Genomic DNA, 13,346 nt, shown 5'->3' with positions numbered 1-13,346 from the left:
GGACGGCCGGACGGGTTCTTGGCAAGCGGCTACCGCCAACGGGGCGGCGCGCGCCCCCTGGGACGAACGAGCGCTGGAGGGAACGGTGCGGGCACGGCACCGCGTTCCGCGCGAACTCATCCCCGCCCGAGACCTCCCGCCGCGGATCGGCCGATCGAACGCGTGTCCCTCACCGTTCGTTCGGCTGATCCGCCGTCTGCCCGGCCGCCGGGGTACTCGGTGCGGGTCGGCCGAGGATCGAGTGAGCGCTGAGTCCCGTGATCAGCCCCCAGAAAACCGAAGCGATACCGAGGATCGACACCCCTGAGGCGGTGACGAGGAAGGCGATCAGCGCGGCGTTCCTGGTCGCGGGCTCGGCGGTCGCGGTCGCCAGCGACCCCCCGATGGTGTCCAGCAGGCCGATACCGGCGATCGCGGTGATGAGCGCGCCGGGCAACGCGGCGATGAGGCTTCCGAGCGTGGCGCCGAAAATCCCGAGCACCAAGTAAAGCACCCCCGAGACGATGCCGGCTCGGTAGCGCTGGGCCGGATCCTCGTGCGCGTCGGGCCCCATGCACAGAGCGGCCGTGATCGCGGCAAGGTTGATACCGAAACAGCCGAACGGGGCGAGTACCGAGTTCGCGAGGCCGGACCAGGACAGGATCGGTGATACCGGTGTCCGGTACCCGTGAGCCCGCAGCGTCACCACACCTGGCAGGTTCTGCGAGGTCATCGTGATGACGAACAGCGGGATCGCGAGGCTTATGGTCGTGGCAGGCGACCAGGAGGGCCACACGAAAACCGGCGTTGCGAGGGCCAGGCGCACGGTATCGGGCTGGAACGAGCCCTGGACGACCGTAAGCAGCGCCCCCGTCGCCAGCGCGATGAGCACCGCGTAGCGCGGTAGCAGCCTCTTGCAGAGCAGATAGCTCACCAGCATCGCGAGAATCAGCCAGAGGTGGGCGCGCATCGCGGTGAACAGGTCGATGCCGAACCGCAGCAGTATGCCTGCCAGCAGCGCCGAGGCGATCGGTGCCGGGATGAGGTTCACAGCGCGCTCGAACCATCCCGTGACTCCGACGAGCACCGTAAGGACCGAGGCGATCAGGAAGGCCCCGACGGCCTCGGACAGCGGGGCGTCTCGTGCGCTTGTGGCGAGCATGGCGGCGCCGGGGGTCGACCAGGCCATGACCACCGGTGCTCGATAGCGTAAGGAAAACGTGATCGAGGTGACGCCGATGCCGACACCGAGCGCGAGGATCCACGAGGAGATCTGGGCCGGGCTCGCGCCGACAGTTCTGGCCGCTTGGAAGACGATGGCCACCGAGCTCGTCACACCGACCAGTGTCGTCACACCTCCTGAGGCCACCGCGGTCATCGGAAGCGTGTCGGGCAGACGCTGACGCAAGCGCACGGGCGATCAGTCCGATCGTCGAAAGCAATTCGTTCTGTTTATAGAACGCAGTCATGCTAGGAGGGCGCGATGGAGATGGTCAAGGTCGTCGGGGCGAACCTGCGTGCGGCGCGCGATCATCGCGGCCTGTCGCTGTCCGAGGTCGCCCGTCGTGCCGATCTCGGCAAGGGGACCCTGTCCGAACTCGAGGCCGGGCAGCGCAACCCGACACTGGAAACCCTCTACGCCCTGGCCACGGTGCTCGGTGTCCCGCTGGGCCTGCTGCTGATCGCGGAAACCGAATCCCCGACCGCGACGACGCTGGTCGCACGAGGGACCGAGCACGCCGAGCTCTCCGGACAGGCGGTCGACGTACGACTGGTCGACCGCACAAGCAGCGGTGGTCAGGTCCTCGAGATCTACCGAATCCACGTGCGAGCCGGGAAGCGGTACGCGTCCCCCGCCCACCGTCCCAGGGTTGTCGAACAGCTCCTGGTGCACTCCGGAACACTGACGACCGGCCCGGCGTCGGCCCCCGAAACACTCGGGCCCGGCGACTACATCCGCTTCGACGGGGGCGTGGACCACGTCTACGCGGCACCTCACGTCGATGTGCACGGCACACTCGTCATGCGCTACGGGGAAGGCTGAATGACGTCCCACCCCGCCCGACCATTCGGACGGGGCCCGATCAAGAGCAGCCACACCACCCGGAACACAATGAGGCCGCGACCCCCGAAACGGAGGTCGCGGCCTCGTGACAACCGCTGAGTTCCGTGATGGAACCGGTGCGCGATACTGGGATCGAACCAGTGACCTCTACCGTGTCAAGGTAGCGCTCTCCCGCTGAGCTAATCGCGCGAGGCGGAGGCGGGAATCGAACCCGCGTACAGGGCTTTGCAGGCCCTTGCCTGAGCCACTCGGCCACTCCGCCGAAGCCACCGGCGACAACGTCGATCGGACGAGCCGCTCGGCCACAGAGCGGATGACGGGATTCGAACCCGCGACCCTCACCTTGGCAAGGTGATGCGCTACCGCTGCGCTACATCCGCACTCACGACGAGACCGAAATCCTCCGCTCGGCGCCTCCGCCGTGTTCGGTCAAAACTCTAGACCACGCCGTGAACGGCGATCGAACCGGGGGGTCCGTGCCGACAATCAGCACGACAGCGGGCCGGAGCCCGCCGTCACCACCACGGGTCGTCACAACGCGGAATCACGGGCGACGCACGATCACGAGAGGTCGTGCGGCAGCAACCTCGTGATCGCCTCGTCGATACTGACCCAGAGGCCCTCGTTGCCCGGCACCACCACGTCGTAGGTGCGATCCAGGAAGTCCGCCAGCTCCTGGGCGGACGCCTCGAACACGGCGTGTCCCGAGGGCGAGCTCAGCTCGATCACCACGACCTCGGGGTCGTCGGCGGCGGGCCTGATCGCCACATCACCTTCGCCCGCGTGCGCGATCAACCCGTCGGCCAGCAGATCACGCGCGAACACCCACTCGACCCAGCCGGCACGGCCGGTGCGGAACGCCGCGACGACGGCGTAGGGGTCCCGAGTGTCGTACCGCAGCTCCACCTGAACCGGAACGGCGGGCGTCTGCGGGGCAAGCAGATCGAACACCGCTGTCGAACGAAGGGTCACATGATCGTTACGCATCGTCCTCGCCTTCCTAACTCCCTCCCGGTCGCAGCGAAGTCGACCGAGCTACACAGTTGTGACGGTTATCCGGGTCCGTTCGCTCGCGACCAACGAATAGATCACCCGTACGGGGGAGAATTAATTCGCTGAGCTACTGCAGAACTCCGTAGCGTAGCCAACAACTCCGGGTGGCGGAGAAATTCCGCGATTCATCAACACGAGTCTCACCACCTCGAAGAAAACCACCGATCCCACCGATCCGCAATCGGCGTCCCGGCCGGTTCCGCGGCAACCCGAAATAATGCTTCCGAACCCTCTCGCGCGGCCCACCCGCACCACCCCCGGTCGGGCGCGTGTACGAACCCGTCGACGACGTCCCCGGACGGCCACCACAACGCTCAAGGACTGAACCGCTCGATGCCTCGCGGCCACCACGGGACGCTGTTTTCAGGATAGTCGATAGTTGTACGACAAGCCGTTTCACACAAGAGCCCCGGGAGAGGCGCACCACAAATGTTCACCGAAACGGGCTAATATCAAATACTCCACACTCGGGTTTTCACGCCTGCGCCCGAAACCCAAAAGCGAGACCGGCGTCACAGTGTGATATACACGATCACATCATCGTCGCACCCGGGACGGAACACCCGGAACGAAAATATGCGCCGCACGAGCCACTCTACAGGCACTGCCGCACCACGTAGGCTGAGACACTGACGGGGAGCCCCATGTGGCGCCGGTAGAACGACACGGGGCCGAGAGCACCCGGGAAGCAGGATCGGTCAGCAGGCAGGTGTGTTCTGAGTAAGACAGCAGAGCCCGGTTCACGACACCACGAGAACGAACCGCCGCACGCACACCTCTCGGGCTGGCGCGCACGTGTGCACCGCTTACGGGAGCACTTCCGCGCGCGCCGGGAGCGAATACGCGCCAGACCGGCGCTGAACACCCTCTACCGTTTCGGTCTCGGACTGCTCGGCGGGATGGTGCTCCTGCTGGGCATAGTGTTGATTCCCTATCCGGGACCCGGCTGGCTGTGCGTATTCGCGGGCCTCGGACTGCTCGCAACGGAGTTCGCCTGGGCACGGCACGTGAACATGTTCGCCAAGCACCACTACCAACGCTGGGTCCGCTGGCTGTCCCGGCAGCATCCGGCGGCAAGACTGGCGGTGATGACGGCCACCGGCCTCATAGTGGTGGCCACCCTCTGGCTCATCGGTGCTTTTGACCTGGTCGGAGACTTCCTCGGTCTGCAGTGGAGCTGGCTGGCCTCCCCCCTGTTCCAGGCGTGAAAAGGATCGTGTAAGCTTCTTGTTGTCGCTGCGGCAGGCGGCAACGGGCGATTAGCTCAGCGGGAGAGCGCTTCGTTCACACCGAAGAGGTCGCTGGTTCGAACCCAGCATCGCCCACCGAAGTCGGCCCGGGATGGGATCATCCCGGGCCCTCCACTTTCCGAAGATTCCCTCTCATTCTTTCGGGTAACTTGCGGCACCGCACTGTAATGTGCGTGTTTTATTCGTCTTCCGCGACTCGGACGAGTGTTGACAACTCGCACCGTTCCCGGTCCGTGAGTGATATCGGACGGAACGTGGTCACGCACCCGTGAAGTCAATCTTCAACCGGTCTCCGGCAACGAGTGGCCGCCGACTCGTGATTCCTCCGACACCGGGGTTGTTCCCGATTTTCACACAAGTCGTTTCGGATGAGGATTTCCGACATCGGTACGGGGTCGATCGACGAGAGTTCGGATCATCCCCTCCGAGTCCCGTTCGATGACGTGCTTCGAATCATCACTTTACGACTCTTCGTGTTCACCCAAGAACCGAACGTGACTTTAAGATTTCGCGGGATCACCCGTCCCCCGATGCGAACGGATCGGTTCCACCGATGTCAGTGTCGCCGACCGTGCCGGTGACGAGTCGATTGACGATTGGACCGCGAACGAGCATTCCGGCACGAATCCGAGAACAGGAAGGGTTTCACTCCGGGCTCACGAAGCCACGAAGCCTCCCGCTGTGCGGCCCTCCGAAAGTCACCGCGGGGCCGCTTCGGTATCACCACGTCGAGCGATCCGGCCGGCTGTCCCGGCGCGGGACAGCCGGCAAAGCGCTTGCGGTCAGTCGCCGAGCGAGGTGGCCCGGCGCACCAGTCCGTGCAGCGCACTGCTGACAACGGTGACGATGATCGCCCCCCAGAAGGCGGGCCAGAAACCGTCGACGTGGAACGGGAGATCGAGGTTCCCGGCGATCCAGCTGGTCAACCAGAACAACAGCGCGTTGACCACCAGCCCGAACAGCCCGAGAGTGAGGATGTAGAGCAGACACCCCAATGTCTTGGCGACCGGCTTGAGCACCACGTTGACGATGCCGAACACCACGGCCACGACGAGCAGTGTCAGCGCCTGGGTGGCCACACCATCGGTTCCTCCTCCCTGGTCGCCGAGCGCGATCCCTGGCAGTGCCGTGGTCACCCAGACCGCCACGGCGGTGATCAGTATGTGCACTACGAGCGCCACGATGTCCCTCCCGTGGTTGCTGCCGTTCGCACCGCACACGCTACGCGGAGAGATCACGATGTCCCGAGGCACCAGGGCGATTCCCTCGGTCGTGCTAACCACCCAGCACGCCGGGCACGCGGACATCCTGCGCGAAGCGATCGACGGACGAACCTCGACCTGACGGGTGGCGTGACGTTCCGAGCGGGATGTCCGCCCGCGGCGTCGGAGCGGCTCTGCCGAATGCTCCCGGCTCCGCGTGCCGGGAAAGTGGACTCGATGCGCGGGGCGCACGGCTCCGCGGTGGGTATTCCGGGCGGGGACTGCCGAATCGCCGTACTCGTCGGTAACCTGTGTGCGATTCGGTGGTCCGACACATCCGTTCCGAGTGTCGAGCGCGGGTGCGCGAACCCCACGGGCAACACAACCGGCAGGAAGCGAGCAGTATGCGGATCGGGATGCCGCTGAACTACAGCGGGGGATTCAAGGAGACGGTCGACGAGCTGGTCGACTACGAAAAGGCCGGACTGGACATCGTCTATGTTCCGGAGGCGTACTCGTTCGACGCGGTCAGCCAGTTGGGATTCATCGCGGCGCGCACCGAACGCCTGGAGATCGCTTCCGGCATTCTGCAGGTCTACACCAGGACACCGACGCTGACCGCCATGACCGCGGCCGGACTGGACTTCGTCTCGGGCGGACGGTTCACGCTGGGCATCGGCGCCTCCGGGCCACAGGTGATCGAGGGCTTCCACGGGCTGCCCTACAAGGCACCGCTGGGACGCACCCGGGAACTGGTCGAGATCTGCCGCAAGGTGTGGCGGCGGGAGAAGCTCACCCACGAGGGCAAGCACTACAACATTCCGCTGCCCGCCGAAGAGGGCACCGGTCTCGGCAAACCCCTCAAGCTGGTCAACCACCCGGTCCGGGAACGGATCCCGATCATGATCGCGGCGATCGGACCCAAGAACGTGGCGATGACCGCGGAGATCGCCGAGGCGTGGGAACCGATCTTCTACGTCCCGGAGAAGGCCGCCGAGGTGTGGGGGGACTCGCTGGCCGAGGGCCGCGCGAAGCGGGACGCCACGCTGCCGGAGCTGGACACGGTGGTACAGGCACCGCTGGCCATCGGTGACGACCTGGACGAGCTGCTCGACTCGATGCGCCCGATGCTGGCGCTCTACATCGGCGGCATGGGCGCCAAGGGTAAGAACTTCTACAACAACCTGGCCCGGCGCTACGGCTACGAGGCCGAGGCGGAACGAATCCAGGACCTCTACCTGGACGGCAAGAAGGACGAGGCGGCAGCGGCGGTGCCCCGCGAGCTGCTGACCAAGACCTCGCTGATCGGACCGGAGAGCCATGTGCGCGAGCGCATCGCCGCGTTCCGCGAGTCGGGCGTGACCACCCTGAACGTGACGCCGTTGGCGGGCAGCGCCGCCGAGCGCACCGCGCTGATCGAGCGGGTGCGCCACCTCGCGGACGAGGCCTGAACGACCTTCCTCCCGCGCTTGTCGGCTCCGACAGGCGCGGGAGGCGGTTCGGCCCGCTCAGTCCGCGTTGAGCACCCGTACCGGTGTGCCCGCCAGAAACTGCCGGATGTCCTCGACCGTTTCGGTGAAGAACGCCCGATAGGTGTTCTCCGAGACGTAACCGATGTGTGGAGTCAGCACCGTGCGAGGCGCGTGGCGCCACGGATCGTCCTCGGGGAGCGGCTCGCGCTCGAAGACATCGATCCCGGCCCCGCCGATACGCCCCTCGTGCAACGCGGCAAGCAGCTCCCGCTCGTCGACGATCGGGCCGCGGGAGGTGTTGATCAGTATGGAGTCCGGCCCCAGCAGGTCGAGCTCGGCACGCCCCACGAGTCCGCGGGTTCGCTCGCCGAGTTTGGTGTGCACGGTGACCACATCGGAAGCGGCGAACAGCTCCCGCTTGTCCACGGCCCTGGCACCCGCCTGCCGAGCACGCTCCGCGGTGAGGTTCTCGCTGAAGGCGAGTACCTCCATGCCGAACGCACGTCCCACCGTGGCGACCTGCGCACCGACACGTCCGAGCCCGAGGACTCCGAGCGTGCCGCCCGCGAGGTCCTTGCCGACGGTGTGCTGCCAGCCGCCGGTACGCACGGCCCGGTCCTCCCGCGGGATCGCTCTGGCCACCGCCAGGATCAGACCCCACGTGAGTTCCGAGGTGGTGCTCCAGTCGGCTCCGGCCCGCATCCCGTTACCGGTGCCGCACACCGTCACACCCAGTTCGGCCGCTGCCGCCGTGTCGATGGCCGCGTTTCCCATACCGGTGGTGACCAGCAGCTTCAGATTCGGCAACGCTCGCAGCACTTCCGAGGGGAAGGCGGTCCGTTCCCGCATCGCCGCGATCACGTGGAACGGTTCGAGCCCGCGTACCAGTTCCGCCGGGTCGGCGATGTGCTCGTCGAACACGGTCACCTCGGTGTTCGCGGGCAGGGTGTGCCAGTCGCCGAACTCGCGGGCGACGTGCTGGTAGTCGTCGAGGACGGCGATCCTGACAGTGGTGTCCGCACTCGCTGTGAGGTCCTCGACTGCGGAAACGTCGCGGTCGGGTGTGCTGTCGGCTCGCATGTGGCTCCCGGTTGGTGATCGGAGTTCCGCGGGTGTCCGGTTGCTCGTTCGCTCGATCGGCCACACTACCGCCCGCCGTCGGGCGCGAAGTTCTCGGAACGGTCACCGATCTCGGAATCATCACCGGCACGCGACGATCTCCGGGACTCGACGATCTCCGGGGCTCGACGATCTCCGGGGCTCGACGATCTCCGGGGCTCGACGATCTCCGGGACGGGCGCACCGCACGGGACCGTCCGTCGATGCCGGGGCACGCCCCGGGAGACTGGTCCTCGTGAATACGTCGACCTTGTTCCACCTGCTTCCCTCGGAGTCCTACCACTCGTGCCCGGAGGAGGCCATCGGCGCGGACTCACTGGAGCGGGAGGGGTTCGTGCACTGCTCACCGGATCCGGAGACGACGTTGGCCGTGGCCAACACGCTCTACCGTTCCGCCGAGGAGCAGCTGGTGCTGCTCGAACTCGATGCCAAGGCGTTGTCCGCGCCCGTACGCTGGGAACCTCCCACACCGGCACCCCCGGAGGGCGTGACCTCGGAAACCCTGTTCCCCCACGTCTACGGCCCACTGGACCGGGCGGCGGTTCGTGGAGTGCGCTACGCGCGGCGGGACACCGACGGACGTTTCGTCTCGTTCGAAGCCAGGGGTGCCACCGCCGAACTGCTGGATCTGCTGCCGCACCCGGAGGGCGGCTGGTACCGGCGCACCTGGACCTGCGCCACGACCGCTCATCCGCCGGATCGTGGTCCGCGCCCCAGCGCGACGGCTATCCACTACCTGCTGCCCGCCGGTGAGTGCTCGCGGTGGCACCGGGTCGAGTCGGACGAGTTGTGGATGTGGCACTCGGGGCCTGCGCTGCTGTTGCACGGCGCGGGCGGCGGTGCGGAACCGGCGGACCGGACGGAGACGGTCACGCTGGGTGCCGACCTGGCGGTGGGCCAGCTGCCGCAGTCACTTGTTCCCGCCGGCAGCTGGCAGTGTGCCGAGAACACCGGGGACTCCGACGTCCTGCTCAGTTGCGTGGTCTCGCCCGGCTTCGACTTCGCGGACTTCCGGATGATCTGACTCGGCCGTCGACGGAGTTCGGGGTTCCGGAAGCGATCGGCTCGATGTCCGGTGTCCCGACGTGGCGCCGAGTCGGGTGGGTCTGAAGGGTTCGGTGCCTACGAACCGTTGCTCGACCCAGCTCATCGCCAGCAGGGCGAGCACGATCGTTCCGGTGCCCGTGGTGGCCGTGACCGCGAAGACCGCAAGAGAGTTCACCAGCAACCACCCCCGAGGATGCTTCGGCTCGTGTGTCCGCGCTCGCGCAGCGACTCCCGCGAGGGCTGACGCGGGAATTCCGGTCGGAAGAATTGACCGTTTCGAGCGTGTCGACTCCTCGACAACGGTAACGGCTCACGCGGAACACCGCTGGCCGAGAAACGGGACTCTCCTGATCAGGTGAGTAGCGGATCATCGCGGCTCTCGGGGGCACGCTGTCACGGGGGCGTTGGCACCGGGCAGCGCCCCTGTCCGGGTCACCGAGTGGCTCCCGCGACTCCCGGCGGCTCGACGACGAGCGCGCCGGGACTCGTGGCGGTAACATCTTCCCGGCGAATCGCGAGTGAGCTCCCGAGTCGTTCGCCACCGCCGAACACCTCGCCGGAGAGGGGTGACACGGTGCGGAATTACGCGGTCCACCTGATCTGCCATCTGCTCGTCGTGCTGGCCGGGCTCGCCGGTGGGATCGCGACCGGGCTGTGGTTGTTCGACGGCAACGCCGCCGCGGGATGGTTGGCACCGCTGGCACTGGTGGTGGCGCTGGGAGTGCTGGCACTGCAGGCGGGCCACCTCCGGCGCGAACGAGCGTCCCCCGCGCCGCGTGGCTCACGTGACTCACGTGGCGGCCGCACCCTGCCGGAACCGGGAACGCGCTGAAAAACCGCGAACCTCGGTGGACCGGTGCCCAGGCAGACGGCGCCCGTGGCAGGCACCGCCGCGCCCGATCACCCCGAAACGGGCGAAACTCAACGTGCCCGCTGAAGTGGGACCACCGAGCCCTCATCGGCCGAACGGCGTGCCGCCTCGATCACTTCGAGTCCCCGCAGTGCGTCGGCCGGATCGACCGGCGGGGCGACCCCCGAGTCCAGTGTTCGCACGACTCCGGCGTAGAAATCCTGATAACGGCCGGGCCTGCTGGGCCAGGGACGGGTCTCGGCCCCCACACCGATCGAGCCCCAGTTCTCCCTCGGTTCCTCGCCCCACCCCGGCTCGTCGGGAAGACTCCCCTGCCGCAGTGCCGCTTCCTGCGGATCCAGCCCGTACTTGGTGAACGCCGCGCGATCTCCCAGGACCCGAAACCGTGGCCCCTGCTGGGCGGCGAGTTTGCTCACCCAGAGGTGGCTGTGCTGACCACCGGTGTGCCGCAGCGCCACGAAGGTGTCGTCATCGGCGGCCACCCCGGAACGAATGGTGTCCATCTCCGCGTAGACGGATTCGACGTCGCCGAACAGGCACAGTGCCTGATCTATGAGGTGGCTGCCCAGGTCGTAGAGCACTCCCCCGGCCTCGCCCGGACCTCCCTGGTCGCGCCAGGAGTCCTTGGCCTCGGGAACCCAGCGTTCGAACCGGGACTCGAACCGGTGCACCCGTCCCAGCGAGTCGGAGTCGAGGAGTTCCCGAACGGTGAGCATGTCGTTGTCCCAGCGGCGGTTCTGGAAGACGGTCAGGGGAACCCCGCGGTCCTCGGCACGCGAGAGCAGTTCCCTGGCCTCTTCCGTCGTGGGGGTGAACGGCTTGTCGACCACCACCGGAACTCCGGCGTCGAGCGCACGCGCGGCCAGTTCCGCGTGGCTGCTGTTGGGAGTGGCGATCACGACGAGATCCAGTTCCTCCGCCCGCCGGAACAGCTCCGTGGCATCGGAATGCACGTGGGTGTCCGGGTACCGCGACGCCACCTGCTCCGCCCGTTGCCCGCTGGAAGTGACCACGGCATCCAGCCGCAATCGCGGCTGCGCCGCGATGAGCGGAGCATGAAAGGCGGAGCCCGCCAGACCGTAACCGAACAGACCGACCCGAAATCGTCCCTCCGAATCCATGTCCCCATTACATCAAGCGGGCCACCGGTCCCCGCTGTACCCGTCTCGGACGGAGTCGCCGCTCGCACGGCGGACGGGGATTTCCGGGTCGAGGGCGGTTCCCGGCATCGACAGGTCGCGTCCGGGGCGGACCAGCCCGGTTTCGTAGGCCAGGATGACGAGCTGGGTGCGCGAACTCAGGTTGAGTTTCTGCATCACGTGGTAGACGTGCGACTTGACGGTCAACTCGGCCAGTCCGAGGCTCTCGGCGATCTCGGCGTTGGAACCCCCGCGCGCCACCTGGAGCAGCACGTCTCGTTCCCGATCGGTCAGCGGCGCCAGTTCGAGCGAGGCGTCGCGCATCTCCAGCGCGGCGAACCGGTGCAACAACCTGCGCGTGACGCTCGGTGCGAGCAGGGCGTCACCGGATGCCACGGTGCGAACGGCGCGGAGCAGTTCCTCCGGCGGCGCGTCCTTGAGCAGGAAACCGCTGACTCCGGCCCGCAGCGCGGAGTAGACGTACTCGTCCAGGTCGTGGACCGTCAGCATGATCACGGCTGTACGTCCGTGCGTGGCTCGGACGATCTCGTCCGCCGCGACGATGCCGTCGGTACCGGGCATCCGTATGTCCATCAGCACCACATCCGGCATGCGGCGCCGAACGGCGGCCACGGCACTGCGGCCGTCATCCGCCTCGGCTGTCACCCGAAGATCCGGCTCGGCCGACAGCAGGGCCACCAACCCACCACGAATCATCGCCTGGTCATCGGCGACCAGCACGTCCGTGACCGACTGCGTCACCACCTACGGACCTCCTCGGATCACCCCGGGTCCGAAATTTCCGGGCACGGTAGCACGGCGGACAAGTGAAACCCGTTCGAAACAGGATGCGCCGTCAAGGTCCCGCCGAGCAACGACACCCGCTCACGAAGTCCGATCAAACCGTGCCCGGTGGAACCGGAATCGCCCTGCGCCACCGGCCCCGCACCGTTGTCCGTCGAACGAACCCGCCCGAGGAAATCGGTGGTGTGATTGTTCACCTCGATGTCCAGTCCGGATGCCCGGTAGCTCAACGACACGCGCGCGTACCCCCGCCCGGCGTGCTTGAGCACATTGGTCACCGCCTCCTGGACCACCCGATAAGCCGTCATCTCCACCCCCGGATCCAGTTCACGCACCCGGCCGATGCGCTGCAGTCGCCAGGTGACGCCGGTCCCGCGCACCGAATCGATCAACTCGTCCAACTGCGCCAGCCGCGGCGCGGGGGTGCGATCGGCGCCACCCCCGGAGAGATCTCCTTCGCCGGAGCCGGACTCGTCCTCGGAACCGCCCCTGCCGTCGGCAGCGCCACCGTCCTCGGTTTCTTCGCCGGGAACCGCGCGCAACGCGCTGACCAGCTGGCGCATCTGCTCCAATGAGGAACGTGAGGTCTTCTCGAGCTCCCGGAGCGTGTCCCTGGCGTGGTCGGGATCGCGATCCACCAACGAGCGGGCCACTCCGGCACGCAGCGCCACCACCGAGAGATTGTGCGAGACGATGTCGTGGAACTCGCGGGCGATGCGGGCCCGTTCCACGGCCGCCGCTTCCCTGGCGAGCTGGTCCCGTGCCCGATCGAGCAGATTCACCGCCTGTTCGAGCTGTGCGGCCTGCCTGCGTTTGATCCGCATGGCCCTTCCCCAGCCGAGCACCATGACCACGTTGACCAGTGCGCCGAGCAGCATCACCGTGGCGGGGTACGGCGACATCGAGGGCAGCCTGCTGAGGGGCCAGATCATCGCCACCGCCCCGGCGGCGACCGTGGTGGGGAGCTCGCCCCGTACGCACACCGAGTAGACGCTGATCAGGATGGCAAGATTCAGCGGCCCCACCGGCTCTTCGAGCCGGGTGAGCACGATGGTAACCGTAACCAGCAGCACCAGGCTCACCCATGGCAGGAACCGCCGTAACAGCAGTACGGCCAACGCGGGCAGCCCGAGCGACAACGACCAGCGAAACGTCTCGCCCTGGTGAGCGGGCAGAAAGACCACGAGCAGGTGACAGCAGACGAAAACGGCGACCAGTCCGATCTCCAGCAGTGCTCTGCGCCACCGCTTCGGAATCAGGACCGGTAAGGAGACCGCCTCGGAATTCCCGTTGCGCAACAGGGAGCCCTTTCGGAGTACCGGCGTGGGGATGCACAACAGTACTT

General features: G+C 67.0%; 13 protein-coding genes and 4 tRNA genes. 7 read left to right on the top strand and 10 right to left on the bottom strand.

The genetic code is table 11. The features are described 5' to 3' along the window. Positions 1–169: 169 nt before the first annotated feature. Positions 170–1,393, bottom strand: coding sequence for a benzoate/H(+) symporter BenE family transporter (locus BM150_RS12435; protein ID WP_092927283.1), 1,224 nt, complete (start codon positions 1,391–1,393; stop codon positions 170–172). Positions 1,394–1,462: 69 nt separating this feature from the next. Between BM150_RS12435 and BM150_RS12430 the strand changes: the two genes are divergently transcribed. Continuing rightward, positions 1,463–2,023, top strand: a complete 561-nt coding sequence (locus BM150_RS12430) for a helix-turn-helix domain-containing protein (RefSeq protein ID WP_092927281.1) — start codon at positions 1,463–1,465, stop codon at positions 2,021–2,023. 138 nt (positions 2,024–2,161) lie between these two features. On the opposite strand, the gene BM150_RS12425 is transcribed toward BM150_RS12430, so the two are convergent. The 4 genes from BM150_RS12425 to BM150_RS12410 form a co-directional block, all read right to left on the bottom strand. After that, a tRNA-Val gene (locus BM150_RS12425) sits at positions 2,162–2,233 on the bottom strand. 1 nt (position 2,234) lies between these two features. After that, positions 2,235–2,306, bottom strand: a tRNA-Cys gene (locus tag BM150_RS12420). A gap of 46 nt (positions 2,307–2,352) precedes the next feature. Beyond that, a tRNA-Gly gene (locus BM150_RS12415) sits at positions 2,353–2,424 on the bottom strand. Positions 2,425–2,605: 181 nt separating this feature from the next. Beyond that, entirely contained in the window at positions 2,606–3,031 is a 426-nt protein-coding gene (locus BM150_RS12410) for an SsgA family sporulation/cell division regulator (protein WP_092628535.1), read from the bottom strand. Between the two features lie 863 nt (positions 3,032–3,894). Between BM150_RS12410 and BM150_RS12405 the strand changes: the two genes are divergently transcribed. Both BM150_RS12405 and BM150_RS12400 read left to right on the top strand, forming a co-directional pair. Then, positions 3,895–4,305, top strand: coding sequence for a TIGR02611 family protein (locus BM150_RS12405; RefSeq protein ID WP_092927279.1), 411 nt, complete (start codon positions 3,895–3,897; stop codon positions 4,303–4,305). A 45-nt stretch (positions 4,306–4,350) separates the two neighbouring features. Next, positions 4,351–4,422: transfer RNA gene (locus BM150_RS12400), tRNA-Val, on the top strand. A 707-nt stretch (positions 4,423–5,129) separates the two neighbouring features. Here BM150_RS12400 and BM150_RS12395 read toward each other — a convergent pair. Next, complete coding sequence (locus tag BM150_RS12395; protein WP_092927532.1) at positions 5,130–5,528, bottom strand: phage holin family protein; 399 nt, start codon at positions 5,526–5,528, stop codon at positions 5,130–5,132. 1 nt (position 5,529) lies between these two features. On the opposite strand from BM150_RS12395, the gene BM150_RS12390 reads away from it, so the two are divergent. Next, positions 5,530–5,691: a DUF664 domain-containing protein gene (locus tag BM150_RS12390; RefSeq protein WP_139219519.1), complete on the top strand. Its 162-nt coding sequence runs from the start codon at positions 5,530–5,532 to the stop codon at positions 5,689–5,691. A gap of 262 nt (positions 5,692–5,953) precedes the next feature. Further along, positions 5,954–7,000, top strand: coding sequence for an LLM class F420-dependent oxidoreductase (locus BM150_RS12385; protein ID WP_092927531.1), 1,047 nt, complete (start codon positions 5,954–5,956; stop codon positions 6,998–7,000). A 57-nt stretch (positions 7,001–7,057) separates the two neighbouring features. On the opposite strand, the gene BM150_RS12380 is transcribed toward BM150_RS12385, so the two are convergent. After that, positions 7,058–8,101, bottom strand: coding sequence for a D-2-hydroxyacid dehydrogenase family protein (locus BM150_RS12380; RefSeq protein WP_092927277.1), 1,044 nt, complete (start codon positions 8,099–8,101; stop codon positions 7,058–7,060). Positions 8,102–8,375: 274 nt separating this feature from the next. On the opposite strand from BM150_RS12380, the gene BM150_RS12375 reads away from it, so the two are divergent. After that, positions 8,376–9,164 (top strand): cupin domain-containing protein, encoded by a 789-nt coding sequence (locus BM150_RS12375; protein WP_217641601.1) that lies wholly within the window; start codon positions 8,376–8,378, stop codon positions 9,162–9,164. A 597-nt stretch (positions 9,165–9,761) separates the two neighbouring features. Further along, on the top strand, positions 9,762–10,019 hold the full coding sequence (locus BM150_RS12370) for a hypothetical protein (RefSeq protein WP_092927273.1): 258 nt from the start codon (positions 9,762–9,764) through the stop codon (positions 10,017–10,019). Between the two features lie 89 nt (positions 10,020–10,108). Here the strand turns inward: BM150_RS12370 and BM150_RS12365 are convergent, their stop codons facing one another. Genes BM150_RS12365 through BM150_RS12355 form a run of 3 tightly spaced genes read right to left on the bottom strand, consistent with a single transcriptional unit; the run spans position 10,109 to position 13,299 of the window. Next, the gene (locus tag BM150_RS12365) at positions 10,109–11,179 is read right to left on the bottom strand and encodes a Gfo/Idh/MocA family oxidoreductase (RefSeq protein WP_092927270.1); all 1,071 of its coding nucleotides are present in this window, start codon (positions 11,177–11,179) and stop codon (positions 10,109–10,111) included. Between the two features lie 12 nt (positions 11,180–11,191). After that, positions 11,192–11,959 (bottom strand): response regulator, encoded by a 768-nt coding sequence (locus BM150_RS12360; RefSeq protein WP_092927530.1) that lies wholly within the window; start codon positions 11,957–11,959, stop codon positions 11,192–11,194. Between the two features lie 20 nt (positions 11,960–11,979). Beyond that, entirely contained in the window at positions 11,980–13,299 is a 1,320-nt protein-coding gene (locus BM150_RS12355) for a sensor histidine kinase (protein ID WP_245755458.1), read from the bottom strand. Positions 13,300–13,346 lie beyond the last annotated feature (47 nt).

The sequence above is a fragment of the Actinopolyspora alba genome, from assembly GCF_900112765.1.
Classification (GTDB): Bacteria; Actinomycetota; Actinomycetes; order Mycobacteriales; family Pseudonocardiaceae; genus Actinopolyspora; species Actinopolyspora alba.
This window is presented reverse-complemented; position numbering and strand designations above follow the sequence as displayed.